Source organism: Halobaculum roseum, from assembly GCF_019880245.1.
GTDB lineage: Archaea > Halobacteriota > Halobacteria > Halobacteriales > Haloferacaceae > Halobaculum > Halobaculum roseum.
The window spans coordinates 2,065,350-2,089,715 of sequence record NZ_CP082286.1; the positions used below are offsets into that span (position 1 = coordinate 2,065,350).

Below are 24,366 nucleotides of genomic sequence, written 5' to 3' on the forward strand. Positions count from 1 at the left end.
GACTCACTCGCCGGCGTCAACCCGTCCCCGGCGCAGTCGCGATCGACCCCGGCCGTCGGGGTGGGTTTCGTCCCGCGTACCCCGCGTACCCTGTGCCTTACTAAGCAGAACCGGCGTGATATGCCGCTATGTCTCAGATCAGCGACGCGGTCACGTACCCGACCGAACACGACGACTGGGTGAAGACGGTCCTCATCGGCGGGGTCCTCTCGGCGTTCGGGTTCCTGTTGCTCCCCCTGCTCCCGGTGTACGGCTACGTCGTTCGCGTCATCCGGCACTCGCTGGAGGGCGACCCGCGCCCGCCGACGTTCGGCGACTGGGAGGAACTCGTCGTCGACGGCGCGAAGGCGTTCCTCGTCGGGGCGGCCTACATGCTCGTCCCCGCGATCGTAGGTGCGGTGACCGTAGGCGGGTCGATCGTCGCCATCGCGACCGGGACGCGGGGCGGCGCCGCCACGGGCATCGCCGGCCTCGTCGTCGGCGGGCTGCTCACGGCGGTCCTCTCGATCGTCTTCGGCTACGTGGCCGTGGCCGCGGTCGTCGCCTTCGCCGACGAACGGCGCGTCGGCGCGGCGTTCGATCTGGATATCCTCAAGCCGGTCGTCCTCAGCGGGACGTACGCGACCGCGTGGGCGTTCTCGCTCGTCGTCTTCCTCGCGGCGAGCGTGCTCGTCGGCGTGTTGAACGGCATCCCGATCCTCGGCGCGGTCGTCGGGGCGTTCGTGTTCTTCTACGCCCAGGTCGTCGCCGCGCGCCTGTGGGCCGACGGGTACGCCGACGCCCGCACGGAGGCCGAGGGGGCGAGCCGGCCCGAGGCCGGGGGATCGGCCGTCTGAGGTCGAGGTCGACGGGTCACGGGGTCACTCTGATGCACGCCCGTCGTGTCGCTCCCGCCCCTCGTTCCGTCCGCGATCGTCGTCCGTGTCGGCCGGTCGGTCGCGGTCGGTCGCGTCGTTCGGGGGGCCGGCGTCCTCACGGGCGGGGCGGTCGCGACCCGACTCGATCCATTCGGCGGCGACGACGCTGCCGGCCGCCAGCGCGATCCCCGCGACCACGTCCGTCGCCCAGTGGATGCCGAGATACATCGTCGAGACGACGACGGACGCCGCGAGCACGACCGCGATCGGGGTCCACCGCCGCCACGAGCGCTCCCGCCAGGTCACGAGCGCGACCGTCGCCGCCAGCGACGTGTGGAGCGACGGGAAGACGTTGGTGTTCTCGTTCACCTGGCTGGTGAGCAGCTGCGACCGCGGCCAGCTCTCGAACAACAGCGAGTCGACCAGTTCGGGCATGAGGTTCCGTGGGCCGTACGCGACGAACAGGACGTAACAGACCAGGCCGACCCCGTAGTTGAGCCCGTAGGCTATCAGCAGCTTCCGTAGCCCGCCGCCGTCACCCCGTAGCGCGTACGCGATCGGCGGGAACGTGAGGAGGTACACGTACCCGAACACGTAGACGAACGCGAAGTAGGCCGTCGCGGTCGGGGTCGCGTACGACTGGACGGCCGCCACGAACGTGCCCTCGAGCGCGTAGATCACGCCGGTGACGTTCGCCCCGACCACCCACGACAGCTCGACGCCGATCCGCCGAACGACGCCGTTGACGGCCAATACCACGAGCAGTACGACCAGCGGCCCTCTCGCGTCGTGTACCGTCGACCGGACCGTTCGCGGGGCGTCCACGAGCCGGTCGCGGGCGACGAACACGAGCACCGACGCGAGGTGGAGCACGCCGACGACCGCGACGACCTCGAGGACGACATCGAGCAGACTCATCGTGATCAGTCCGTCCGGACGAGGCGCCCGTCGTCGTAGCTGTATCCCGCCGTCTCGAACGCCTCCATCGCGCTCTCGGGGTCGACCTCGCCGTCGCTGCCTAAGAACGGCGTCACCGGGTCGACGCCGTCCCACTCGAGCTCCTCGGGCACCCAGTCGGTGCCCGCGAGCGGGGTCACCGACGCCCGCGCGTAGCCGTCGAACACGTCGCCGACGAGCGTCGGGCGGTCGATCAGCCGCGCGAGCGTGTTGCGGAACTGCGGGTTGGACAGCGGCGCCGCGAGCGCGTTGTAGCCGACGACGTACGGCGGCGTTCGGCCGTCGACGATCAGGTCGGTGTCGTCCGAGCGTCCGATCTGCGGCACCGTCCCGGCGCCGACGGGCGTGCCGGTCACGTCGGCCTCGCCGTCGGTGACGACGCCGACGGCGCTCACGCCGGAGCCGACGACCCGCACGGCGAACCGGTCGAACGCGGGCGGGCCGTCGACGCCCTCCGGGAGCGTCTCGGGCGCCGCGTCGACGAGGAAGTGGTCGTCGAACCGTTCCAGCGTGAGCGACTCGCGCGGGGTGTTCCCGACGAACCGGAGGGGGCCGCTCCCGACCGGCGGGATGTTGTTCGTCACCAGCGCGTCGGTCACCGAGCCGATCTCGATCCCCGCCAACGCGGCCGTGTCGGTCCGCTCGCTCCAGACGTGCTTCGGAAGGACGGGAACCGTGAGCGCGCGCACGGCGATCCCGGGGGTACACTCGACGAACCGGATCTCGACGTGCCGGTCGTCGATCGCCCGCGCCTCCTCGACGAGGCTGATCCGGCCCTGGAACCGCGGCGACGGGACCTCCTCGTCGTCCGGGAGCCCGTCGTCGCCGTCGCCGCCCGACCCGTCTCCGCCGTTGCCGCCCGACCCGTCGCCGCTCGCGTCCTCGCCGCCGTCGGATCCGAGCGAGGTGTCCGCGAGGAGATCGTAGGTGAACGCCACGTCCTCGGCCGTGAGCGGCTCCCCGTCGTGCCACGTCGCGTCCGCCCGCAGCCGCACCCGCGCGACCGGCGCCTCCCCGTCGGCGTCGACACCCCACGACTCGGCGAGCCACGGTTCGACGGTTCCGTCCTCGGCGACGTACCCGAGCGAGTCGTACAGGAGCCCGGTCAACACGCCGTTGCGCCGGAACTCGACGGCGAGCGGGTTGAGATTCGACGTGCCGCGCCGGTCGGTCACGGCCACCCGCAGCGTCGACGCCGACCGGTCGCCGTCCGCCGGGGCGGACTCCGTGGCGGTCGTCCGCGGGCCGTCCTCGGGTCCGTCCCGGCCCGTCCGTTCGAGCGAGAGATAGCCGGTCGGCGACCGGAGGTCCGCCTCCCGCCAGCCGTCGAACCCGTCGGTGCGCGCGGCCCGGATGTCGTCGGGGAACGCGACGACGGTGAACGGCTGGGTTCTCGCGATCGCCTGCTGTAGCTGTGCGATCGCCTCCTCGCGCTCGCGGCCTGTCGTCCGGCGCTGCGTCTCGAGGAGCTCGTTGGCGCCGAGGTCGCTGTACCCGAACGGGTTCTGCCAGCCGGGCGTCTCGACGAACCGGGAGTGCAACAGCGAGTAGAGCCCGTCCGGCCGCTCGAACCGCGTCGGCGTCTGCGCGACGAACAGGTCGAACTCCCGGTTCAACAGCACCTGTCTGAACAGCTCCTGTTCGGACACCGGGGTGACCTGTGCGTCGATGCCGGCCGCGCGGTACCACTCGGCGACCTGTCGTCCAACGCGGAGCGCGTACGGGTCCTCGTCGGCCGGGGCGGCCTTGATATCGAGCGTCACTTGGCTCCGCGACTCCCACCCGGACATCGTACGGATTCGCCCGACGCAACCGCTCGCGGCGACGGCAGCGCCGCTCGCGATCGTCGCGAGCGCACGCCGGCGTGACGGTCCGGACGACGGACGGGGATCCATCTGCCGTCTGTTTGGGTACCTGGTTGAATATGCCTTTGGAGTTTCCGAGCTCGGGGAACGACGATCCCACCACGTCGGCCGATCGATCCCGCTCCGACGGTTCGGTCGATCCCGCTCCGACGGCTGATCCGTGTCGGGTCTCCGACGGCTGACCCGTGTCGGGTGGATGTCCGCGTCACGGTGGGTATTTGTGCGGGCGAGGCGGAGCGTGTGACATGCCCCCGGGACCGTCGATGCCGTCACCCCGCCTCCTCCTCCTCGCGGTCGTCCTCGTCGCGTCCGCCACGCTCGCCGTCGGCTACGTCGAGGCCCAGCGTTCGAGCGAGGACGTCACCGGCGACCCGGCCGTCGAACAGGCGCTGCGCACCGGCGACGACGCCGCGGTCGTCGGGGAACGCGACGACATCACCGTCGTCGCGACCGACTCGAACGCGTTCGTCGCCGACGAGAACGACGGCCCGAGAGCCCAGGCGGAGCTGGTCGCGTTCGCCCCCGACGGGAACGTCTACTACCACCAGAACGAACACACCCGGTACTGGGACGTCGACCCCGTCGAAGGCACCGACGCGACCGTCGAGTTCGTGTACGCGGACCACCTCGACGCCGACGAGTGCGACGGGAGCGTCTGCACCCGCAACGGCGTCGAGCGCGTCAACCTCACCACCGGCGAGTCGACGGACGTGTTCAGCCGGATCACGCCCGGGAAACACTCCACCCGCTGGCACGACGCCGACCGGATCGACGACGAGCGCCTGCTCGTGGCCGACATCCATCGCGACCGCGCGTTCGTCGTGAACACGACGACCGGGCTGACCGAGTGGGAGTGGGACGCCCAGTCCGACTTCGATCCGACCGAAAGCGGCGGGCCGTTCCCCGAGGACTGGACCCACATCAACGACGTGGAGTACGTCGAGATCGACGGCCGGGAGACGGTCATGGTGAGCGTCCGCAACCACGACCAGGTCGTGTTCGTCGACATGGAGCGTGGCCTGCGAGAGGACTGGACGCTCGGGAGCGACGGCGACCACGACACCCTCTACGAGCAGCACAACCCCGACTACATCCCGCCCGAACGCGGCGGTCCGGCCCTCCTCGTGGCCGACTCCGAGAACGGCCGCGTCGTCGAGTACCAGCGCGAGGACGGCGCCTGGGAGCGCTCGTGGACTTGGCGCGACGACCGCGTGCAGTGGCCCCGCGACGCCGACCGCCTGCCCAACGGCCACACGCTGATCACCGACTCCAACGGCGACCGCGTCGTCGAGGTCGACACCGACGGGGAGGTCGTCTGGTCTGCCGACATCGGCTTCCCGTACGAGTCAGAGCGCCTCGGCACCGGCGACGAGAGCGCCGGCGGCGAGTCGGCGGCGTCGCTGGGCCTGGAGTCGCGGACGTTCGACCCCGAGACGGGGTCCACGCTCGACCGTGTCGCCGCCGCGGCGCCGCCCACGCTCGTCAACGCCGTCGCGTACGTCCGCCCGCGGTGGGTCGGGCTCGCCGAGGGCGCGGCGGTCCTCGCGCTGCTCGTGTCGCTGCCCGCGCTCGCGTGGAGCGAGTACCGACGCCGCGGCGTCTCCGCGTCGCTGCGGTGGCCCGTCCGCTTCGAGCGAAAATGACGAGGGGACGCGACCTCGCCGACGCGCTCGACGCGCTCCCGGTCGACGCCCGCGACCGGCCGTGGCTGGCGCTGTCGCTGGTGCCCGCCTTCGTCGCCGTCGCGGTGTACCTCGCGAGTAACCCGTATCCGGCGTACGGCGCCGGCCTGTACGCACAGATCGCCGCCGAGATCGCGGCCAACGGCTACCTGCCGCCGGCGTCGATCCCCGGCTACACCGCCGAGGGCGTCCCGTTCGCGTACCCGCCGCTGCAGTTCTACGCGTTCGCGGTCCTGCTGGATCTGGGCGCCGACCCGCTCGCGGTCGCCCGCTTCCTCCCCAGCGTCGCGGTCGTCGCCGTCGCCGTCCCCGTCTACCTGCTCGGGCGCGACATCGCCGGGTCGCGGGCGGGCGGTGCCGCGGCGGCGACGCTCGTCGCCGTGAACCCGCAGGTCCTGGAGTGGCACGTCTCCGCCGGCGGCGTCGTCCGCGCGTTCGCGTTCCTGTACGCGATGTCGTCGATCTACGCCGGCTACCGCGCGTACACCACGGGATCGCGGCGGGCGCTCGTCGCCGGCGCGGTCCTGTTCGGGCTGACCGCGCTGTCGCACCCGACGTACGCGCTGTTCGTCGTCGCGAGCTACGTCGTCCTGTGGGCGACGCTCGACCGGTCGCCGGCGGGACTGCTCCGCGGGCTGGCCGTCGGGCTCGGCGGGACGGCGGTCGCCTCGCCGTGGCTGGCGTGGGCGGTCGCCACCCACGGCCCGGGCGTGTTCGGCGCCGCCGCGGGCACCCACGGCGGCGTCGGGGGCGGCGCGGCGCTGTTGGCCGGCGAGCTGTCGCCGTTCACGCTGGTGCCCCTCGCGGCGGCCGCGTACCTCCTCGCGCGCGGCGACCGGCTGCTCCCGATGTGGGTCGTCGTCGCCGAGCTGTTGTTCAAACAGCCGCGGTTCGCCTACACGGTCGGCGCGGTCGCGCTCGCGGCGGTCGCCGTCGACCTCGCCGGTCGGATACCCGACGGTGCGCTCGCGAGCGCGGGTGACCGCCTCACACACTTCGCGCCGTCTTCCCCGGTACCGTCGGCGTCCGACCGGCCGGACGCCCGCGCCGTGCTCGCGGCGGTCGCGATCCTCGTCGCGACGGCGGGGGGCGGGGCCGCCCTCGGCTACGAGATGACGCTCGCGAGCGACCCCTCCACCCCGGAGTTCGTCGACGGCGACGACCGCGAGGCGATGGCGTGGGTCGCCGCCGAGACGCCCCCCGACGCCACGTTCGTCGCCGTCGGCGACGCCGCCGAGTGGCTCCCCGCGCTGACCGGCCGGACGCTGCTCGTCGGGCCGTGGGGGGTGGAGTGGCGCGACCCCGGCGCGTACGAGCGACAGTTCGAGGCGTTCGAGACGCTGTCGGCGTGTCACAGCGCGGAGTGCGTCGAGCGGGCGTCCGACTCGGTCGGCGCTACGCCTACGCACGTCTACCTCCCGAAGGGGCGATACACCGTCCGCGGGGAGTCGAGGGTCACCTTCGGCACGCTGAACCGCTCGTTCGCGCACGCCGACGGGTGGACGCACGCCTACGAGAACGACGGCGTCGTCGTCTACCGATCGACTGAGACGACGGAGGAGTGACGCCTGCGACTTCCGACTGACGCCCGCGAGTTCCGGCCGAGGCTGTGACAACCGAGTGAGGCTCGCGGCGGCCGCCCGGCCCCGTCGGCGGTCCGGTCGGCTCCCCCGGTCACACGTACCCGCCCAGCGGTCCCGCGAGCGCGAGCAGCCACGCGATCGCGCCCGCGGCGGCGATCCGTCGGTCGCCGCGGGCGATGCCGAGCGCGAACAGCCCGAGCGCACAACACAGCGCGAACCGATGCAGCGCCAGCCGGATCGGCACCTCCCGGACGCCGACGCCGAGGAGGTCGAGCACGACGCCGGTGCCGAGCCCGCCGCCCGCGACCACCGCCGTCCGTTCGGGCGGGCGGTCGCTCGCGAGCCACACCACGAGCGCCGGCGGCCCGAAGGCGATCACCGGGTACAGCCCGGCGGCGAAGATCCGCGGGTCGGCAGCGGGGACGGCGCTCTCGACGGCCAACCCCAGCGACCGGACGCCGAGCAACACGCCCGCGAGCGCGACCGGGAGGGCGACGTCGGCGGGCGACCAGCGGCCGTCGAGCCAGTCGCGCCTGTGGCCGGCGGCGACGGCGCCGACGAGCGCGAGGGGGGCGGCGAACTCGATGGTCGTCGTCCACCCGTCGCTTCCGCCGCCGTGGTAGCCGTGGTACTCGCGGGCGACGCGCTCGACGAACGGTTCGTCGCGCAGATCGCGCTCGATGAACTGCGCCCCGGGTCGGATCCCGGTCACGGTGTGACGCAGCCGGAACCAGTCCCAGTACTCGGCGTGCGCCTGGATCGCGTTCCAGTCGCTCCCGGGAGCCGGATACACCCGGATGTGGATCCGGCGGCCGAGGTACGCGCCGGTGCTCAACTGGTAGTCGGCGTCGACCCACGTTCCGGCCGCCTCCCGGCCGGGTGCGACGTACGTGTACCGCGCGGCGCCGCGGGCGGGCCGCCACGGCGAGGTGTCGACCCCGACGGCGTCGTCGCCCCCTACCGCCCCCGCGTCGTCGCCCTCGACCTCGGTCCAGTTCCCGTCCGAGCGGTCGACGAGCGCCGTCCTGAGCTCCTCGGGATCGGCCCGGACGACGACGTTGATCGCGAGCGTCCGCCCCTCGATCGACCGCGTCCGACTGGTGTACGGCCAGAGGTGGCTCCCGGTCTCCTCGAGGGAATACAGGCGCTCGGGAGCCGGGTTCTCGCCCGTCCCGGGCGTCGACGGGTCGACCGCGACGCTGGCCAGGAGGGCGAACACGACGATGGCGACGAACGCGATCAGTCTGATCCGCATCCCACAGCAGTCGCTACCGGGTGCGTGACCATACGTGTGGGGGCCGATCCCGGTGTCAGCGGACCGGACCGGGACGGGGCCGTCCGGGGTTCCTACTCGTCGTCGACGACGCCGGTGACCATCACCGGGCGGCCGCCGTTGAGGATGACCGTCTGGGTCACCGAGCCGAACAGCGCCTTCCCCGCCGGCGAGCGCTTGCGCCCGCCGACGACGATCAGGTCCGCGTCCGCCTCCTCGCCGACCTCGATGATCGCGTCGGCGGGGTCGCCGCTGGACTCGGTCACGTCGACGGCGATCCCCGCGTCCTCCAGCAGCTCCTCGGCCTCGCGGACCGACGCGACCTGCGTCGCGGAGGCGCCGCTGGGGTTGTCCTGGAAGACGTGCACGATGGTGACCTCGGTATCGCTCCCGTCGCCCGGGAGGTTCACGATCTCCTTGGCGGCGGCGCGCGCGTGTTCCTCGTCCTCGTCGACGCCGAGTACTACGTGGTACATACGGCGAACCACTCCCGCACGGGGATTAGTCCTTTCGCCGCCGGCGACGCTGCGCCCCCGAAACTCGCTGTCGCTCGGGCGGTCGGCGACCGGCAGCCGTCGACCGCCCGGGTGGGGGCCGACTCACTTGTCGATCGCGGCCGGGTCGTCGATCCGCCGTGAGACGTACACCACCAGCGCGAGCGGGATCCCAAGCACCGTCGCGATCGTGACCGCGCCGTAGACGCCGAACCCCAGCGGGGTCGCCGGCAGCGGGATCACCGCGAACAGCTCCGGCGCGCTCAACTCGTCGACGAACGTGGCGACCAGCACCCCGGCGGTCCCGCCGACGGCAGTGAGGAGCAGGTACAGCGCGACGACGACGCGTCGGCCGCCGAACCGCCTGCCCCCGCTCCGGTCGCTCCCGTCCGCGTCGGCTCGCGACGCGCTCACTGTAACACGAGGATCAGGCCGGTCGCGAACATGAGCAGGGCGATGCCGCCGAGCACGAGTCCGAGGAGGTCCTTGTCGCTCATACCCCCGCTCGGGGCCGCGCGAACAAAAGCCCGGCCGTCCGCGACGGCGCGGCCGCGGGGCTCGCCGTGAACGGACCCTCGGAGAACCCCGAAAACCTCGAAAAACACAAAAACCGCCGAACCGCCGAACTGCCCCGTTACTCGGCCGTGTCGTCGTCGCCGTCTATCTCCCGGCCGCCGTCGGTCTCGACTTCCTCGCCACCGTCAGTGGCCGCCAGCGAGGTCTCGCGCTTGGCCTCGAACCAGTCCCACTCGGCGGTGTTCAGGTTCGTCTCGTCGAGGCGCCACGGGTCGCCCGACTGGACGTGCGGCCCCTCCATCCACGAGACGAAGACGTTGTACACCCAGATGACCCCGCCGACGAGCAGCAGGAACGCCCCGAGCGAGGCGATCTGGTGCAGCGTCGCGAACTGCGGGAGGTACGTCGCGTACCGGCGCGGCATGCCGCCGTAGCCGAGCAGCACCATCGCGAAGAACGTGATGTTGGTGCCGATCATCCACAGCCAGAAGTGCGCCTTCGCGAGGCGGCGCTGGTACCACCGGCCGGTGACGAGCGGGAACCAGTAGTAGATGCCCGCCATCCCGGCGAAGGTGATGGCACCCATCACGATGTAGTGGAAGTGCCCGACGACGTAGTAGGTGTCGTGGAGCACGAGGTCGACGGGGATGGACGCGAGGAACACGCCCGTCACGCCGCCGATGATGAAGTTGCTCACGAAGCCGATACAGAACAGCATCGGCGTCGTGAGCCGGAGCTTCCCGTTCCACATCGTCGTGATCCAGTTGAACGTCTTCACCGCGGACGGTATCGCGATGGCCAACGAGACCGCCATGAACGAGGCGCGCAGGCGCGGGTCGATGCCCGTCGCGAACATGTGGTGGGCCCACACGCCGAAGGAGAGCACGCCGATCGCGAGCGTGGAGTAGACGACGAACTTGAACCCGAACAGCTTCCGGCCGGAGAACCGCGGGAGCACGTAGCTCACGATCCCCATCGGCGGGAGCACGAGGATGTAGACTTCGGGGTGACCGAAGAACCAGAACAGGTGTTGCCAGAGGATCGGACCGCCGCCGTCGACGGCGAAGAACGTCGTCGCGAAGTTGCGGTCGAGCAGCAGCATCACCAGCGCCGAGCCCAGCAGCGGGAACGCGAACAGGATGAGCCCCGACTGGGTGAGGATGGTCCACGAGAAGATGTCGAGGTTGGCCCAGGTGACCTCCTCGGCGCGCTCGGTGAAGATGGTCGCGATGAAGTTGATCGCCCCCATCGTCGCCGAGACGCCGGTGAGGTGCAGGCCGAGCAGCATCAGGTCGACCCCGACGTTCATCTGGTTGCCGTTGCCGACGCCCGCCGACAGCGGCGTGTACATCGTCCAGGCGGTCTGGGCGGGGATGACGTCCGGGATGGGGAAGAAGCCCGCCCAGATGAGCAGCGCGCCCGGCGGCAGCAGCCAGAACGCGATGGCGTTGATGCGCGGGAACGCCATGTCGTCGGCGCCGATGATCAGCGGGATGAGGTAGTTCGCGAACGCCGCGATGATCGGCGTCCCGAACAGGAACAGCATCGTGATCCCGTGGCTGGTGAGCAGGGAGTTGTAGAACGTCGCCGAGCCGAGCACCGCCGTGTCCGGGGTGGTGAGCTCCGCGCGCATCAGCACCACCATCAGCCCGCCGACGACGAACGCGACCGTCGCGTACGCGCCGTACAGTAGCCCGATGTCCTTGTGATCGACCGTCGTGAACCAGCGGATGAGTCCGGCGGGCTTCTCGGCGTGCCCGTGTCCGGTCTCACCGACAGCGCCGCCGCCGGCGCCCAGGGGCGAGTACGACCGCCAGTCCTCGACCCGCGCGAGGAAGGCCGCCACGCCCAGGAGGAACGCCCCCATGAGCACCGTCAGCAGTAGTTGGCCGGTAGTCTCCATGGGCACGCCTCAGCGGCGAATACACAAGAAAGATTCGGGTCGCGCCCGGCCGCGGGCCGTCGGTTCTGGGGTCGTTCGGAGGTCGGAACCGTCGATCCTACTCGTCGTCGTCCGCGGCACCGGCGCCGTCGCCGTCAGCGTCGCCGTCGACCCCGTCGCCCGGAGCGTCCGGCTCGGCCTCGCCGTTCGCCTCGGCCTCGATCTCGGCCTCGACCTCGTGTTTGGTCTTGGCGTCCTCCATCGTCGCCTGTCCCTGGAAGAACACCTCCGAGCGCTTCTCGTCGCCCGCGATCGCCTTCCCCGAGATGTACGTCAGGATGGCGAGCGCGACGAACGGGAACACCAGCAGCCCCATCTGGAGCACGCGCCCGTAGAAATCCAGTCCGCCGAACGGGTCGATGAGGACGAACGCCGCGACGAAAAACAGGATGATGCCCAGCGGGATGACGTTGACCGTCAGATCCAGCAGGGTGTCCCTGTCGAAGATCTCTGCCATGCCCGGAACGTACACCGTCGCGACCTAATACCTTGCCCATTTCGGCGGTCGGGGGGTCGCCGGTCGTCGTCGCCCGAGCGTTCACTAGACGCCATTACGACGCGCGAACGGCATCGTGGCCCGAACCTGTTCGCCCACGAGCCCGGGCGCGTTCAGAGTTGCGCGTTCAGATACCGATCTCGGCGTCGCGCGCGAACAGGTCGCCGCCGAGCCCGGCGACGAGCATCAACACGCCCGTGCCGATCATCGAGTACGCGCGGATCAGCAGGTCAGAGGCGGTCGCCCCGTCGGCGTACCACAGCGCCAGCCCTCCGGCGACGACGGGCACCGACAGCACGGCGAGTCCCCGCCACGTCGAGGACACGTACTCGTTCTCGCGGAGGATCCCGGCGATCGACCCGCAAAACAGGAACAGCCCACCCACGGCCAGCGGGACCAGCCCGAACAGGATCCCGATCTCGGCGATCGGGAGCCCGAGCGCGACGAACAGCGGCCACGGGCTGACCATCCGGTACTCCTCGCTCACCCCCGGATTCTCGTCCATGTCCCCATCGAGGGGCCTGCTCGTCCAAAGCCTGTCGGTCCGGCCGGAGGCGACGCCGCCCCGCTCAGGGGATCGTGACGCCGTGGCGGGCGAGGAAGTCCGACACCGCCTTGATCTCGACGGGGCTGCCGATGATCCGGCACTGGTCGCCCGTCGTGAACACCGAGACGGTGAACTCCGACTCGAGCGTCGACCGGATCCCGTCCAGCTCCCGCTTCGGGAGAACGATCTGCGTGCTGTCTCGGAGGCGGGAGGGATCCGGCATGCCGTCCTTGAAACCGCATGAGCCACGCCGAGGTATAGTGGTATCGAAGTCCGAAGCACGGGAGTGACAGGCACGCACGGACGGCTACAGTCGACCGGGGCACTGGGATACCGCTGCTCGACGGCCACGCGGACCCCGCGATGCCGTGACTCCGCCGGAACGTCCACGGTGTGTGGCCCGCCCCGTCGAAGGGAAGCGTTTAGGCGCGCGGACGGCCCACCGGCTAGTGATGGGACTCGAGGACGAGATCGAGGAACTCCGCGAGGAGATCGCCGAAACCCCGTACAACAAGTCCACGGAGGCCCACATCGGCCGGCTGAAGTCGAAGCTCGCCCAGAAGAAGGAGAAGCTGGAGAACCAGTCCTCCTCCGGCGGCGGCCAGGGGTACGCCGTCGAGAAGACCGGCGACGCGACGGTCGCGCTCGTCGGGTTCCCCTCGGTCGGCAAGTCCACGCTGATCAACGCCATCACGAACGCCGACAGCGAGACCGGCGAGTACGAGTTCACCACGCTGAACGTCAACCCGGGGATGCTGAAATACCGCGGCGCGAACATCCAGATCCTCGACGTGCCGGGGCTGATCGAGGGCGCCGCCGGCGGCCGCGGCGGCGGCAAGGAGGTGCTGTCGGTCGTGCGCACCGCCGACCTCGTGGTGTTCATGCTCTCCGTCTTCGAGATCGACCAGTACGAGCGCCTCCGTCACGAGCTGTACGAGAACAAGGTCCGCCTCGACACCGAGCCGCCGAACATCTCCGTCCGGAAGACGCACAAGGACGGCATCCAGGTGACGATGCGCGACGACGTGTCGCTCGACGAGGAGACGGTGAAGGACGTCCTCCGCGCGCACGGCTTCGTCAACGCCGACGTGACCATCCCCCACGACCTCACGATCGACGAGCTCATCGACGGCGTAATGGACAACCGTGAGTACCTCCCCTCCATCGTCGCGGTGAACAAGGCGGACCTCATCGACGAGGACTACCTCCCCACGGTCAACGAGAACCTCCGCGAGCACGGCATCGACCCCGACGACGCGATCTTCATCTCCGCCGTGGAGGAGAAGGGGCTCGACGTCCTGAAGGAGCGCATCTTCGACGCGCTCGGGCTCATCCGGATCTACATGGACAAGCCGGGCCGCGGCGTCGACTACGACGAGCCGCTCGTGCTCCGCGAGGGCGACACCGTCGGCGACGCCTGCGCGAAGCTCGGCGGGAGCTTCGACGAGCGCTTCAAGTTCGCGCGCGTCTCGGGCCCCTCCGCCAAACACGACGAACAGCAGGTCGGCCAGGGACACGAACTCGCCGACGAGGACGTGCTCCGGATCGTCGCCAGGAAGTAGCGTGGTCGGCGTGTGGGCGCGCCTCCCGCGGGCGACTCCCCGACGCGTGCTGGTCGTCGTGCTGCTGTGCGGGCTCGTTCCGTGGTCGGTGCAGCTGTTCTCCGCGAGTAGCGTCCCGTTCCTCCGGTTCGCCTGGGGCGGGCTCTCGTTCACGCCCGTGATCGAGGCGCGAACGCTCCCCGAGTACCTCGCGCTGTCGGGGTCGCCGCTGCTGGTCCCGTGGGTCGTCGCCGCCGCGTGTTGGCTCCTCGCGGTCGCCTCCGCGTCGCTGGCGCTCGTCGACCGCGAGGACCCGCGGGTCACCGCCGGACTGCTCGTACTCGCGGGCGCGGTGAACGCCTCCGTCGCCCTTCGGTTCGGGATACAGCCGTCGCGGACCGGCTACCCCGTCGGGACGCTCGCGCTGTGGGCGGTCGCGGCGTGGCGCTACCGCGCGTGGACGCGGCAGTAACGTGCCCTCTGCTCAGCTCTCGCCGCGGCTCACGAGATGCTCACTTCGAACGGTGTGACGTGCGTGAGCAGGAAGTCCGTCTCGGCGAGTGCCCGCCGCGCCGGATCGTCGAGGTCGGAGATGTCCGCCTCGACGGGGTCGAGATTCGACGCCCAGTCCCCGAGCAGGTCGTCGACGACGCGAGCGGCCGCCGAGGGGAGCGGGTCGAGGTGCAGGGTCGGCGCGTCGGTCGCGGATCCGTCGCCCGCCGCCTCCTCGGTCGGCGTCACCGTCCCGACGTACCACACCGTCGTCGAGAAGAACGCGGCGTCGGTCTGTTGGCGCTCGCGACCGCGGTACACCGTTCCGTCGTAGCGGACGTAGCCGCCGACGAACTCTGTGCGCGCCCACGTCCCCAGCGGCGTGTGCGGCTCGACGGTCGCCCGGCCGCCCTCGATGGCCTCGACCGCCAGCGACCGGCGCTCGTCCGAGAGACCCTCGACCGCGACGATGTCGGCGTCCGCCGGCGGGTCCTCCACCGCCGTCGCGCCGAGGAGCCATTCGTACAGGAGCCCGCCGTCGATGTCGAGCGCGTACGCGCCGTCGTCGACCTCGTCGCCGACGAGTCGAACCGTCCGCTCGCCCGGCAAGAACGGCGGCTTTCCGGTCAAAACGGTCGCGCCCGTCGCTCGAACCGGCCCGTCGGTCGCGGCGCCGCGTTCGAGGAGCTCCGCGAGCGGACGCGGGTGAACGCTGACGGGGCTGTCGGTCGGAAGCCCGTCGGCGTTGGCGAGGCGGAGGGTGTCACCGTCGGGGGCGCCGCCCTCCGGGCCGGCGTTCGGGTCCGATTCCGTCGCGTCGGCCGCGTCGGTCGCCGAACCGTCCGGCGGGTCGGTCGGAGCGTCCCCGAGACAGCCCGCGGCGGCGGCCGCACCGAGGGTCGCGAGGAGGGATCTGCGTCGCGTGGAGACCATATCACGGGTTTCTCGGATCCGGCCGAATGTGCTTTGTGGGTACTCCGGGCGGCGACCGGCTCACGGCCCCGTCGGGTCGTCGTTGCCCGCGACGCGCCGAACGTTCTCGTGGTACCGGTCCTGGCGCCACACGTCCCAGATCAGGTCGGTGAGGACGTGGACGTACAGGACGACCGCCGTGGCGAGCGCGGCCGCGGTCGCCGCCACGTCGAAGCCAGCGGCCGCGAGCGCGTCCCCCACAGCCCACGCCGCGGCCACCGCGACTGGGGCGAGCACCGCGTGACTGAGGAGCCGGTGCAACGGCCACAGGTCGCCCGGGTCGAACAGCTCCGACTGGTCGAGAAGGGCGGCGCGGGGATCCGCGATGGCTCGGCGCGTGTTCGCCCAGTCGCCGCGGACGAGCCGCGCCATCAGGAAGTGGTCGAGGTCGATCGCGACGCCCGCGGCGGTGAGCAGCGCCCACGCGCCGGCCGCGGCCGCAGGTGTCGCGCCCAGCGGCAGCCAGAGGACCAACCCGGCCGCGACGACCGCGGAGATCGCCGCGTGGTGTCGGGAGTACACGACCGCCGGGACGCGTCTGGACCACAAAACAACCGGGTTCCGCCGGTCCGGGTATCCGGGGTCGGCTACGTCTCGCCGTTCGGGAGGGAGGACAGGTCGTACAGGTAGGCGTCGCTCGCGTCGTCGGACACGGGCGCGCCGACGAGCGCGGCGTCGCCGGCGAGGGCCACGTCGGCCCCGAACTCGGCGTCCGGGTCGACGTCGGCGGCGAGGCGGACGGGGTCGGACCAGTCGTCGCCAGGGACGGCGTACGCCCGACCGCCCTCGACGGCGTCGGGCGCGGCCACGACGGCGGTTCCGTCCGCCGTCGCGACCACGTCGCCGAACCCGCCCTCGGCGTCGCCGCCCGGCGCGGGGAGCACGGTCTGTAGCGTCCACTCGCGTCCCTCCCGCTCGTAGACGACCGCGCTCCCGTCGCCGTCGCCGGGGGCGCCGACGACGGCCCGATCCCCGTCGAGGGCGACCGACTGACCGACGTGTTCTCCCCCGTCGAACTCCGCGGGCGACAGCGTCGCACGCCGTTCCCACTCGCCGTCCGTGAACTCGTACGCGTAGACCGCCCCGGTCGTCCGGTCGTCGTCGTCGGGGTCCGCGTACGGGGCGCCGACGAGGAGGACGTCGCCGTCGACGGCGACGGCGGTCCCGAACAGGTCGGACGCGTCGGTCCCGAGCGACGCCTCGCGACGCCACTCCCCGTCGGCGATCGCGAACACCTCGACGCCGCCGGTCCACGGCACCATCGTGTAGGGCCTGTGCACGTCGCCGACGACGATCCGCGAGCCGTCGAACGCGACCGACCGACCGAACTCGTCGGTGTCGTCGTCGCCGGCGGATCCGAACCGTCGCTGCTGAACCCACTCGCCGTCGTTGCGCTCGAAGAGGTACATCGCCCCGCCGTTCGGGTCCGGCCCCGCGGACGGCCCGCCGATCACCGCCCTCGTGTCGACCATCGCGGCGGAGACGCCGTGCCCGCCGAACCCCTCGTCGTCCGTCGCCTCCGGCGACAGCAGCGTCGGTCCCTCCCACCCGCCGGCCGCGTCGAACGCGTAGGCGCCGTGCCCCTCGGCGACGACGATCGCCGCTGCCTCCGAGAGCGCGACCGCGCGGCCGAACCCGTCGACGCCCGCCCCGAGCTCGCGCTCGGAGGCCACGCCCGTGGTCGGCGTCGCTGGCGTGTTCGGCGTCGCCGTCGCGGTCCGCGGTTCGGGGGTCCGCGTCGCGGTCAGCGTCGTGGTCGGTTCCGCCGTCGCGGTCGGCGTCGCGTCGGTAGCCGTTGGCTCCGCCGACCGTCCGTCCGTCGGTTCCGCGGGATCACCGTCGTCGGTCAACCCGGCGCACCCGGCGAGTGCGCCGACGGCCGACGCGGCGACGGCTCGGAGGAGGACTCGTCTGGGGACCATCTCGTTCGCGGCTGTCCGTCCACAACTATGACCTTTGGGGGCGGACGATCGCCACACATCCGAGAATCGATCCCGATATTCAGCGCCGAAGCGTTATGTCCGCCCGTCCGGCTCCCACAGATCGATGGACTCCGACGCGCTCGTGTGTTTCCAACAGACTCGCCGCGGCACCGGCGAGCGGTGGTACAAGGTGTACCGCGTCGGCGTCGACTCCCACGACGGCTTCGCCGACCGCATGGGGGAGTACGTCCGTCGGACGCACTTCGACGGCCCGGTCACGGCGCCCCACTGGTTCGACACCGCCGACGGTCCCACGATGAAGTGCCGGCTCGCGGAGCTGGGAGAGAAGCTCGTTCCGTTCTCGACGACCGACGTGTTCGTCGTCACGCACAGGGGGGTCCGCCCGCTGCTGGCCGTGCCGATGGCGATCGAGATCGTGCCGGTGCTCGCGGAGGGGATCCGTACCCGCGAGTACGACGCGGCCGATTGCGACACCGACGGTTCGGATCCGACGCTGGCTCCGGGGCCGGACGCGACGCCGACGCGCGTCGTCGACGCCGACGCGTTCGACCCGCCGCTGTCGGGGGAGGCGGCATCGGGCGGCCGGATCGAGTGGTTCCACCTGTTCGCGCTGCGGGCCGCCTACCGGCTGGCGGTCGGTCCGCGAACCGGCGTCGTGGAGATGGATGGCGACCGCCCGACGATGCGCGTCCGCGACGGCGACGGGGTGTTGTGCCTCGACCTGCTCGACACCGGCGCGCTGAAGCGCATCGACCGAGATCTGCTGTTTCTCGACTACGCGCCCGACGAGGACGAGGACCGGTCGCTGGACGAGGCGCTCACGCTCGCGTTGCGCGAGACGGCGCGACTGCGGTGGCGGTACGCGAGCCACCTCTGGCACGTGCGCCACGGCGAGACGGACCAACGGTTCGCGTCGGTCGCGCGAAACAAGACCGAGCCGACGTACGCCGACGAGCGGGCGGCGACCCGCGGGGAGTTCCTCGAGGCGCTGTGTGCGGAGTACGGGGCGTCGCTGACGCCGTTCTCCGGCGGCGTCGCGGGCGCCGCGCTCCGCTGGGAGACGGGCACGCGCGCGGACACCTTCTCGTTGAACGAGGAGCCGTCGTTCACCCACGACTCGGCCGCCGAGGTCATGGGCCGGGTCGACCCGAGCTACGTCCCGGAGAAACGGAAGAAGCGGTTCTGATCGCCTCGTCGATTCCGGTCGGGCGAACCTATATTATGCATGCGATCATATTATCGCGTGCATAATGATCGACCGCGAATCGGAGCGCTCGTGGCTGCGTTCACAGCTCACCGAGGGGTCGCGACAGCTCCTCGTCGTCTACGGGCGCAGACGCGTCGGGAAGACGACGCTCGTGACGGAGGTGCTCGACGGACTCGCGACCCCGTCGGTGTATCATCTCTGCGATCAGCGCGGGCCGACGCACAACGCTCGCGTGTTCGCCGAACGGTGTGCGGACGTGTTCGACGATGTGACTCCCGCGGTCGACGACTTCGTCGACGCGTTTCGATACCTCGCCCGCCGTGCGGACGGCCCGTTCGTCGTTGCGCTTGACGAGTTCTCGTATCTCGTCGAGGAGGACGAAACGGTCCCGTCCGTCTTCCAGACGATCGTCGATGAAACGCTCGACGGGACCGAGATCTCGCTCGTGTTACTCGGGTCGTCTATCTCGATGATGGAAGAGGGAGTGTTGAGCTACGAGAGTCCACTGTACGGGCGTCGAACCGGACAGTGGCGACTCGAACCCCTCGCGATCGACGGGGTTCGGGGGTTCTTTCCGGACTACGATCCGACAGCACTCGTCAGCACATACAGCGTCGTCGGCGGAATCCCCGCGTATCTCGAACAGTTCGACCTCGAACAGTCTCTGCTCGAGAACGTCGAACGAAACGTCCTCAGGAAGGGATCGTTCCTCTACGAGGAACCCGAGTTCCTCCTCAGACAGGAGCTTCGCGAACCGACGACGTACATGGCGGTACTGGAAGCGATCGCGGCAGGTGCGACCCGTGTTTCGGAGATCGCCAACGAGATCGGACGAGACGCGAGTTCGTTGTCCCGCTACCTACAGAACCTCTCAGAACTCGCCCTCGTCGAACGCGAGACCCCAGTCACTGACCCCGACGGAAGAGGAATGTATCGACTCTCCGATCAATTCTTGCGATTCTGGTTTCGGTACGTCGCGCCGAATCGTAGTACGCTCGAACAGGGACACACTGAATCCGTGCGAGCGTCGATCGCCGAGACGTTTCCCACACACGTCAGTTGGACGTTCGAGGACGTGTGCAGGCAATCGGCCTCGAGACCGTCGTTCCCCGTTTCCTGTTCTCGTGTCGGTCGGTGGTGGTACGGGAAAGACGAGATCGATGTGGTCGGGATCGACGAACAGACCGAGAGGCTACTCCTCGGCGAATGCAAGTGGACGAACAGCCCGGTCGACGAGGCGCTCCTCGACAATCTCGAGGCGCTCGAACCGGAGGTGCGCTGGCACGGTTCACAGCGGGACGTGACATACGCACTGTTCTCGAAAGCTGGATTCACGGCAGAAGTGGAACGGTTGGAGGCCGACCGCGACGACCTCCGGTTGTTCACCGTTGACGACGTCGTCGGATTGTTCGACCCGAACGTGTGATCAGGTGACATCCCCGTTCGGTACGCTTTTCGACGGCGCGGCCGGTGTTTCGAACATGGCGTACACGCTCGACCACGTGATGATGCGGATCGAGGACGAGGAGGAGTCGCTCGACTGGTACACCGAGCACCTCGACTACGAGATCAAGGGTGAGATGGAGGGCGGCGACTTCACGAACTACTACCTCGGGCCCGAGGACATGCACGACGAGGGCGCGCTCCTGGAGCTCACCTACAACCACGGCGATCACACCTACGAGCTGGGCGACGCGTGGGGCCACATCGCCGTCCGCGTCGAGGACGTCGAGGAGGCGTACTACGAGCTGATGGACGAGGGCGTCGAGGACTACCGCCCGCCCGAGGAAAACCCCGGCTACGCGTTCGTCAAGGACCCCGACGGCCACGAGATCGAGATCGTCGAGCGCGACCACGGCGCCCGCTGGTCGATCGACCACACGATGATCCGCGTCGAGGACGCCACCGAGGCGCTCGGCTACTGGACCAGGACGTTCGAATACGAACACACCGGCCGCTGGGAGGCCGACACGTTCGCGAACTACTTCATGAAGCCCGAGGACGCCGCCCAGGAGGCGATGGCGATGGAGCTCACGTACAACTACGACGGCCGCGAGTACACGATGGGCGACGCGTGGGGGCACGTGTGCGTGCGCGCGGACGACCTCGAAGACGACTGGGAGACCCTGATGACGCGGGAGTCGGCCGACTACCGCGACCCCGAGTCGTGCGACTACAACTACGCGTTCACGACGGACCCCGACGGCCACGAGATCGAGCTGCTGGAGCGGTAACGAGTTCGACCATCGGTGATTCCGGGAGTACGAACGCGGACGATTCAGCCGCTACGGTTCCGCCGACTCGTCCGTCCCGTTCGACTCCGTTGACCCGTCCGTCCTCGTTCGACTTCTCGGCGGGATTCTCGCCCGATCGGACGACCTCCACGTCGTCGCCGAGACGGATATCCCGGTCTCGCACGCCGACCGTGAGCGAGCCGGCGCCGCTATTCGTGGGAGGCGGCGCCGATCGAAACTGACCGCAACGGTCGCCCGTGTCGCCGCCGGCACCGTTTCAGTCCGTTACATGTCTCGTGGCTGCCGGAAACGGACCGGGACCGTCGCTCGGTATTAAGCGTGGATCTATCCTGTCGGTATCCGGGATGGGACTGCTACCGGACCTGGGGAGAGACCGGATCGATCACTACGAGTGCAGGCATTGTGGAGTGAACGTCGACGAGCGGGCGAGCGCGTGCCCGGTCTGCGGTCACTCGATCGCACACTACGCGATCGAGACGATGCAGTGAGAACGCGATCCACTCGGGACGTTCACGGCCGCTGTCGCGAAAGGCTTCCCTACCGTTCGTTCTCGTGCCACTAAGCACCGTATAACTATCCGCCCGTCGCCTCTCCGCTCCGAGGAATGGAGCGAGCCCCCGCCGAGTCGCATCTTCACGTTCTCAGTAGAGCTACAGGGGCGCTCGCGACGGTATGACCCGGACACGAGTCGTCCCGGTGGTGATCGCCGTGATGGCGATCGCCGCCCTGGGCGTCACGGCGACCTCCCTGGAGAGCACGCTGACGACGGATCCCGACGAGGAGATCAACCCGGATTGGGACCGCTTGCCGATCGGCGAGGGCGACGCGGCCGACATCAAACAGGAGATCGCCGACGGCGACGGGGAGCGCGAGGCCGACCGGGTAGCTGCGGACGCCGACGGCGAGGGGGCTGAGGACGTGGGAGCGGGAGACGAGACGATCGAGGAGTCGAGCGCAGGTGATGGTCCGGCGGAGTCGTCGAACGCCGCGGCCGACCAGTCGAACGCCGAACCCGACGGCGGCGACGCGGGACTCGATTCGGCGACGGCTCCCGTGGCCGGCGAGTTGACGTTCCTCGACCGCCTGCTGGCCCTGCTCGCGACAGTACTGCGACTCCTCTGGCCCCTCGTCGCGCTGCTCGCGGTCGGAGCGATCTGCTATCGCTACCGCGAGACGCTTCTCGGGCTCCTCGGCGGCGGATCGGGGGCGGAGTCGACGAGCGAGTCCGCTTCCGAGGCCGAGGCGTGGCCCGGGGTCACCCCCTCGAACGTCGTCGATCGGGCGTGGGTAACGTTGGTGCAGCGGGTAAACCCCGACCGGCCGGAAACGATCACGACCGCCGAGTGCGCGAGGCTCGCTCGCGAGCGAAACCTGGACACCGGCGCCGTCGAGTCGATCGCGACGGCGTTCGAACGCGTCCACTACGGCGGCGCCTCCGTCGCCGAGGAGGAAGCCCGCGCCAGGGAGGGGATCCGGCGACTCGCCGGGTCGGACGGCGCGGACGGTGAGAACGGATGACCGACCGCAGGGTCGACGACGGGACCGAACCCACCGACGGGCGTCGGTGGCGGGTCCTCGCGGTGGGCCTGATCCGTGGCGTGCTCCTGGTGGCGGGACTCGCGGTGTTGGGTGTCGGCGTCGCCGTCGTGTTCGACCCCGAGGCGGAACGACTGATCCCGGTCGAGGCGGCGATCACGACGCTCGGGAGCGACTACGTGGTCGTCGCGGTCGTCGGGCTGCTGGCAGTCGGACTCTCGGTGCTCATCGTCGGTGCTCGCGTCGTTCGGGGTGTCGACGAGGCTGAGCCACCCCTGGTCGAGGCGGTTCAGTCGGCCATCTACCCCGGTGAGCAGTTGGATCGGTCCACCGGGGGGTTCGGGCACCGCCGAGCCGGGGAACCCCCGAGCGACGAGCGCCGCGAGCGGCTCAGCGAAGCTGCGGTTCGCGCGACGATGCGTGCGGACGGCTGTTCGCGGAACGTCGCCGAGCGCCGTGTCGCGGAGGGGAGTTGGACGACCGATCCCGTCGCGGTTCGCTCGCTGTCCGACGCTCGCGACGGCGGTGGACGGGGATGGAGGGGACGCAACGGGAGCCTGGACGCGCAGTCGGTCCGGCGAACCGTCGACGCGATCGTCCGGTTGACCGACGAGAGGGGAACAGACCGCGAAGACGAGCGAGATTCTGGGGTGAGTGAGTAGCCCCGTGACCGGGCCCTTCGGGAGGTTCAGCCGACCGTTCGCCTCTTCACATTCCGCTCCGAGCATCGACGCCGAGCGGACGAACGGGGCCGAGGACGGAGCCGGCGAGAACGGGCAGGTCGCGAACGGCCGGACCGCGGGTGGGCAAGCCGCGGGCAGGCAGATCTCGGACGGCCGAGCAACGGAGGAGCGGACGCCGACGGTTCGATCGACCGGTCGGTGGCGTGGCATCGTGGCCGTCGCGCTGCTCGCGGTGGCCGTCGGCGTCCTGGCGAAGCGACCCTCGCTCCTGCTGGTCGGGGCCGTCGGCGTCGCCTTCGCCGCCTACCCGCTCGTCACGGCGGCCCCCGATCCCGACCTCTCGGTGAGCCGTGTCGTCGACCCCGAGTCGCCGGCGGACGGAGACGCCGTCGACGTGCGAACGACGGTTCGAAACGAGGGGGACGGGACGCTGTTCGATCTCCGCGTCGTCGACGGGACGCCGGCGATGCTCTCCGTCTGTGGGGGATCGCCCCGCTGTGCGACGATGCTCCGACCGGGCGAGGAGGTGTCCGTCGAGTACCGGGTGCGCGCCCGGCCGGGTCGCCACCGGTTCCAGCCGACGACGCTGCTGTGTCGCGACGCCGGCGGGTCGGTCGAAGTCGAGACCGCGGTCACCGCCGAGACCGTGATCGAGTGTTCGTCTCGCGTTCCTACGGCTCCACTGCGTGCCCGGAGCCGCCCGCGGAGCGGTCCGCTCGTCACCGACGAGTCGGGCGAGGGGATCGAGTTCCACTCCGTCAGGGAGTACGAACGGGGGGACCCCGCGAGACGCATCGACTGGCGGCGGTTCGCGCGGACCGGCGAACTCACGTCGGTGGCGTTCCGAACCGAGCGGCTCGCGGACGTGGTGATCTGCGTGGACGCACGACCCGAAGCCTACCGCGCGAGCGACCCGTCCGAACCCCACGCGGTCGCGCACGCCGTGGACGCTGCCGGACGCCTCGGTGATGTCCTCCTGGACGCGAATCACCGGGTGGGCCTGGCGGCGTTTGGACGCAGCAGTTGTCTGCTCGCTCCCGGGAACGGCGTCGATCACGCCGACCGGTTCCGTCGATACCTGGCGTCAGATCCGGCGTTCTCGCTGACCCCGCCGCCGTCGGTCCGCCCGAGGCGAGCGCGACCGGGCGACGACGCCGTCGGTTCACACCGCGTCGACGGCGACACCCTGGACCGCCAGCTCTCCGAACTTCGAGCACACGTCGGGACGAACACTCAGGTGATCCTGTTGACCCCGCTGTGCGACGACGGGGCCCATCGCATCGCCCAGCGCATCGAGAGCGACGGCCCCGCGGTGACCGTCGTCAGCCCCGATGTCACGACCGGACGAACCCCCGGCGGCCGGCTCGCCCGGCTGGAGCGCGATCACCGCCTGACGACGCTCCGGAACGCAGGCATCCCCGCCGTCGACTGGGACCCCGACGAGCCGCTGGGGGCGGCGCTGGCGACCGTCGAACGGGGGAACCGGTGACGGCCGCCACGTCGCCGGCGGACCGGTTCCTTCGAC

General features: G+C 70.4%; 25 protein-coding genes. 12 read left to right on the forward strand and 13 right to left on the reverse strand.

The window, feature by feature from the left end; genetic code table 11:
• Nucleotides 1-128: 128 nt before the first annotated feature.
• Complete coding sequence (locus K6T36_RS10460; protein WP_222921233.1) at nucleotides 129-836, forward strand: DUF4013 domain-containing protein; 708 nt, start codon at nucleotides 129-131, stop codon at nucleotides 834-836.
• Between the two features lie 24 nt (nucleotides 837-860).
• On the opposite strand, the gene K6T36_RS10465 is transcribed toward K6T36_RS10460, so the two are convergent.
• Both K6T36_RS10465 and K6T36_RS10470 read right to left on the reverse strand, forming a co-directional pair.
• Nucleotides 861-1,775: a phosphatase PAP2 family protein gene (locus K6T36_RS10465; protein WP_222921234.1), complete on the reverse strand. Its 915-nt coding sequence runs from the start codon at nucleotides 1,773-1,775 to the stop codon at nucleotides 861-863.
• A gap of 5 nt (nucleotides 1,776-1,780) precedes the next feature.
• A complete protein-coding gene (locus K6T36_RS10470; RefSeq protein WP_225935094.1) occupies nucleotides 1,781-3,577 on the reverse strand; it encodes an ABC transporter substrate-binding protein in 1,797 nt (598 codons plus the stop codon).
• Between the two features lie 347 nt (nucleotides 3,578-3,924).
• Here K6T36_RS10470 and K6T36_RS10475 point away from each other — a divergent pair, with 347 nt between their 5' ends.
• Nucleotides 3,925-5,322, forward strand: coding sequence for an aryl-sulfate sulfotransferase (locus tag K6T36_RS10475; RefSeq protein ID WP_225935095.1), 1,398 nt, complete (start codon nucleotides 3,925-3,927; stop codon nucleotides 5,320-5,322).
• Nucleotides 5,319-6,926, forward strand: a complete 1,608-nt coding sequence (locus K6T36_RS10480) for a glycosyltransferase family 39 protein (protein WP_222921236.1) — start codon at nucleotides 5,319-5,321, stop codon at nucleotides 6,924-6,926. Before K6T36_RS10475 ends, K6T36_RS10480 begins: the two co-directional genes overlap by 4 nt.
• A gap of 109 nt (nucleotides 6,927-7,035) precedes the next feature.
• Here the strand turns inward: K6T36_RS10480 and K6T36_RS10485 are convergent, their stop codons facing one another.
• From K6T36_RS10485 to K6T36_RS10520, 8 genes are all read right to left on the reverse strand, one after another.
• Nucleotides 7,036-8,199, reverse strand: coding sequence for a hypothetical protein (locus K6T36_RS10485; protein WP_222921237.1), 1,164 nt, complete (start codon nucleotides 8,197-8,199; stop codon nucleotides 7,036-7,038).
• Between the two features lie 92 nt (nucleotides 8,200-8,291).
• Entirely contained in the window at nucleotides 8,292-8,693 is a 402-nt protein-coding gene (locus K6T36_RS10490) for a universal stress protein (RefSeq protein ID WP_222921238.1), read from the reverse strand.
• A 123-nt stretch (nucleotides 8,694-8,816) separates the two neighbouring features.
• The gene (locus tag K6T36_RS10495; protein WP_222921239.1) at nucleotides 8,817-9,125 is read right to left on the reverse strand and encodes a DUF7520 family protein; all 309 of its coding nucleotides are present in this window, start codon (nucleotides 9,123-9,125) and stop codon (nucleotides 8,817-8,819) included.
• Nucleotides 9,122-9,316 (reverse strand): hypothetical protein, encoded by a 195-nt coding sequence (locus tag K6T36_RS10500; protein ID WP_222921240.1) that lies wholly within the window; start codon nucleotides 9,314-9,316, stop codon nucleotides 9,122-9,124. Before K6T36_RS10500 ends, K6T36_RS10495 begins: the two co-directional genes overlap by 4 nt.
• 29 nt (nucleotides 9,317-9,345) lie before the next feature.
• Nucleotides 9,346-11,094 carry a cbb3-type cytochrome c oxidase subunit I gene (locus K6T36_RS10505; RefSeq protein ID WP_222923424.1) on the reverse strand — a complete coding sequence of 583 codons (1,749 nt, stop codon included), beginning with the start codon at nucleotides 11,092-11,094 and terminating at the stop codon, nucleotides 9,346-9,348.
• Nucleotides 11,095-11,227: 133 nt separating this feature from the next.
• Nucleotides 11,228-11,626, reverse strand: a complete 399-nt coding sequence (locus K6T36_RS10510; protein WP_225935096.1) for a DUF6684 family protein — start codon at nucleotides 11,624-11,626, stop codon at nucleotides 11,228-11,230.
• 166 nt (nucleotides 11,627-11,792) lie between these two features.
• Nucleotides 11,793-12,170, reverse strand: coding sequence for a DUF7541 family protein (locus tag K6T36_RS10515; protein ID WP_222921241.1), 378 nt, complete (start codon nucleotides 12,168-12,170; stop codon nucleotides 11,793-11,795).
• 64 nt (nucleotides 12,171-12,234) lie between these two features.
• Nucleotides 12,235-12,435 carry a VNG_1110C family protein gene (locus tag K6T36_RS10520; protein ID WP_222921242.1) on the reverse strand — a complete coding sequence of 67 codons (201 nt, stop codon included), beginning with the start codon at nucleotides 12,433-12,435 and terminating at the stop codon, nucleotides 12,235-12,237.
• A gap of 229 nt (nucleotides 12,436-12,664) precedes the next feature.
• Here K6T36_RS10520 and K6T36_RS10525 point away from each other — a divergent pair, with 229 nt between their 5' ends.
• Nucleotides 12,665-13,774 carry an OBG GTPase family GTP-binding protein gene (locus K6T36_RS10525; RefSeq protein ID WP_222921243.1) on the forward strand — a complete coding sequence of 370 codons (1,110 nt, stop codon included), beginning with the start codon at nucleotides 12,665-12,667 and terminating at the stop codon, nucleotides 13,772-13,774.
• A gap of 1 nt (nucleotide 13,775) precedes the next feature.
• Nucleotides 13,776-14,225: a TIGR04206 family protein gene (locus K6T36_RS10530; RefSeq protein WP_222921244.1), complete on the forward strand. Its 450-nt coding sequence runs from the start codon at nucleotides 13,776-13,778 to the stop codon at nucleotides 14,223-14,225.
• Nucleotides 14,226-14,254: 29 nt separating this feature from the next.
• Here the strand turns inward: K6T36_RS10530 and K6T36_RS10535 are convergent, their stop codons facing one another.
• From K6T36_RS10535 to K6T36_RS10545, 3 genes are all read right to left on the reverse strand, one after another.
• The gene (locus K6T36_RS10535) at nucleotides 14,255-15,178 is read right to left on the reverse strand and encodes a DUF7979 domain-containing protein (RefSeq protein WP_222921245.1); all 924 of its coding nucleotides are present in this window, start codon (nucleotides 15,176-15,178) and stop codon (nucleotides 14,255-14,257) included.
• A 60-nt stretch (nucleotides 15,179-15,238) separates the two neighbouring features.
• Entirely contained in the window at nucleotides 15,239-15,739 is a 501-nt protein-coding gene (locus K6T36_RS10540; protein ID WP_222921246.1) for a hypothetical protein, read from the reverse strand.
• A 65-nt stretch (nucleotides 15,740-15,804) separates the two neighbouring features.
• Nucleotides 15,805-17,139 (reverse strand): FG-GAP repeat protein, encoded by a 1,335-nt coding sequence (locus K6T36_RS10545; RefSeq protein ID WP_222921247.1) that lies wholly within the window; start codon nucleotides 17,137-17,139, stop codon nucleotides 15,805-15,807.
• 124 nt (nucleotides 17,140-17,263) lie between these two features.
• On the opposite strand from K6T36_RS10545, the gene K6T36_RS10550 reads away from it, so the two are divergent.
• The 7 genes from K6T36_RS10550 to K6T36_RS10580 all read left to right on the forward strand — a co-directional run bounded on the left by K6T36_RS10550 (nucleotide 17,264) and on the right by K6T36_RS10580 (nucleotide 24,330).
• Nucleotides 17,264-18,346 carry a hypothetical protein gene (locus tag K6T36_RS10550; protein ID WP_222921248.1) on the forward strand — a complete coding sequence of 361 codons (1,083 nt, stop codon included), beginning with the start codon at nucleotides 17,264-17,266 and terminating at the stop codon, nucleotides 18,344-18,346.
• Between the two features lie 64 nt (nucleotides 18,347-18,410).
• Complete coding sequence (locus tag K6T36_RS10555; RefSeq protein WP_222921249.1) at nucleotides 18,411-19,793, forward strand: ATP-binding protein; 1,383 nt, start codon at nucleotides 18,411-18,413, stop codon at nucleotides 19,791-19,793.
• A gap of 55 nt (nucleotides 19,794-19,848) precedes the next feature.
• Nucleotides 19,849-20,601, forward strand: a complete 753-nt coding sequence (locus K6T36_RS10560) for a VOC family protein (protein ID WP_222921250.1) — start codon at nucleotides 19,849-19,851, stop codon at nucleotides 20,599-20,601.
• Between the two features lie 365 nt (nucleotides 20,602-20,966).
• A complete protein-coding gene (locus K6T36_RS10565; RefSeq protein ID WP_222921251.1) occupies nucleotides 20,967-21,110 on the forward strand; it encodes a hypothetical protein in 144 nt (47 codons plus the stop codon).
• A 184-nt stretch (nucleotides 21,111-21,294) separates the two neighbouring features.
• The gene (locus K6T36_RS10570) at nucleotides 21,295-22,140 is read left to right on the forward strand and encodes a DUF4129 domain-containing protein (protein WP_222921252.1); all 846 of its coding nucleotides are present in this window, start codon (nucleotides 21,295-21,297) and stop codon (nucleotides 22,138-22,140) included.
• Nucleotides 22,137-22,820 (forward strand): DUF7269 family protein, encoded by a 684-nt coding sequence (locus K6T36_RS10575; RefSeq protein ID WP_222921253.1) that lies wholly within the window; start codon nucleotides 22,137-22,139, stop codon nucleotides 22,818-22,820. Before K6T36_RS10570 ends, K6T36_RS10575 begins: the two co-directional genes overlap by 4 nt.
• Nucleotides 22,813-24,330 carry a DUF58 domain-containing protein gene (locus tag K6T36_RS10580; RefSeq protein ID WP_225935097.1) on the forward strand — a complete coding sequence of 506 codons (1,518 nt, stop codon included), beginning with the start codon at nucleotides 22,813-22,815 and terminating at the stop codon, nucleotides 24,328-24,330. Before K6T36_RS10575 ends, K6T36_RS10580 begins: the two co-directional genes overlap by 8 nt.
• The last annotated feature ends 36 nt before the right edge of the window (nucleotides 24,331-24,366 follow it).

What these genes read in the sequence shown, in the direction of transcription:
- K6T36_RS10510 (WP_225935096.1), bottom strand. Translation starts at nt 11,626, where the DNA reads ATGGCAGAGATCTTCGACAGGGACACCCTGCTGGATCTGACGGTCAAC.
- K6T36_RS10520 (WP_222921242.1), bottom strand. Translation starts at nt 12,435, where the DNA reads ATGCCGGATCCCTCCCGCCTCCGAGACAGCACGCAGATCGTTCTCCCG.
- K6T36_RS10490 (WP_222921238.1), bottom strand. Translation starts at nt 8,693, where the DNA reads ATGTACCACGTAGTACTCGGCGTCGACGAGGACGAGGAACACGCGCGC.
- K6T36_RS10570 (WP_222921252.1), top strand. Translation starts at nt 21,295, where the DNA reads ATGACCCGGACACGAGTCGTCCCGGTGGTGATCGCCGTGATGGCGATC.
- K6T36_RS10465 (WP_222921234.1), bottom strand. Translation starts at nt 1,775, where the DNA reads ATGAGTCTGCTCGATGTCGTCCTCGAGGTCGTCGCGGTCGTCGGCGTG.
- K6T36_RS10505 (WP_222923424.1), bottom strand. Translation starts at nt 11,094, where the DNA reads ATGGGGGCGTTCCTCCTGGGCGTGGCGGCCTTCCTCGCGCGGGTCGAG.
- K6T36_RS10565 (WP_222921251.1), top strand. Translation starts at nt 20,967, where the DNA reads ATGGGACTGCTACCGGACCTGGGGAGAGACCGGATCGATCACTACGAG.
- K6T36_RS10560 (WP_222921250.1), top strand. Translation starts at nt 19,849, where the DNA reads ATGGCGTACACGCTCGACCACGTGATGATGCGGATCGAGGACGAGGAG.
- K6T36_RS10525 (WP_222921243.1), top strand. Translation starts at nt 12,665, where the DNA reads ATGGGACTCGAGGACGAGATCGAGGAACTCCGCGAGGAGATCGCCGAA.
- K6T36_RS10550 (WP_222921248.1), top strand. Translation starts at nt 17,264, where the DNA reads ATGGACTCCGACGCGCTCGTGTGTTTCCAACAGACTCGCCGCGGCACC.
- K6T36_RS10485 (WP_222921237.1), bottom strand. Translation starts at nt 8,199, where the DNA reads ATGCGGATCAGACTGATCGCGTTCGTCGCCATCGTCGTGTTCGCCCTC.
- K6T36_RS10535 (WP_222921245.1), bottom strand. Translation starts at nt 15,178, where the DNA reads ATGGTCTCCACGCGACGCAGATCCCTCCTCGCGACCCTCGGTGCGGCC.
- K6T36_RS10460 (WP_222921233.1), top strand. Translation starts at nt 129, where the DNA reads ATGTCTCAGATCAGCGACGCGGTCACGTACCCGACCGAACACGACGAC.
- K6T36_RS10480 (WP_222921236.1), top strand. Translation starts at nt 5,319, where the DNA reads ATGACGAGGGGACGCGACCTCGCCGACGCGCTCGACGCGCTCCCGGTC.
- K6T36_RS10515 (WP_222921241.1), bottom strand. Translation starts at nt 12,170, where the DNA reads ATGGACGAGAATCCGGGGGTGAGCGAGGAGTACCGGATGGTCAGCCCG.
- K6T36_RS10545 (WP_222921247.1), bottom strand. Translation starts at nt 17,139, where the DNA reads ATGGTCCCCAGACGAGTCCTCCTCCGAGCCGTCGCCGCGTCGGCCGTC.
- K6T36_RS10475 (WP_225935095.1), top strand. Translation starts at nt 3,925, where the DNA reads ATGCCCCCGGGACCGTCGATGCCGTCACCCCGCCTCCTCCTCCTCGCG.
- K6T36_RS10575 (WP_222921253.1), top strand. Translation starts at nt 22,137, where the DNA reads ATGACCGACCGCAGGGTCGACGACGGGACCGAACCCACCGACGGGCGT.
- K6T36_RS10555 (WP_222921249.1), top strand. Translation starts at nt 18,411, where the DNA reads ATGATCGACCGCGAATCGGAGCGCTCGTGGCTGCGTTCACAGCTCACC.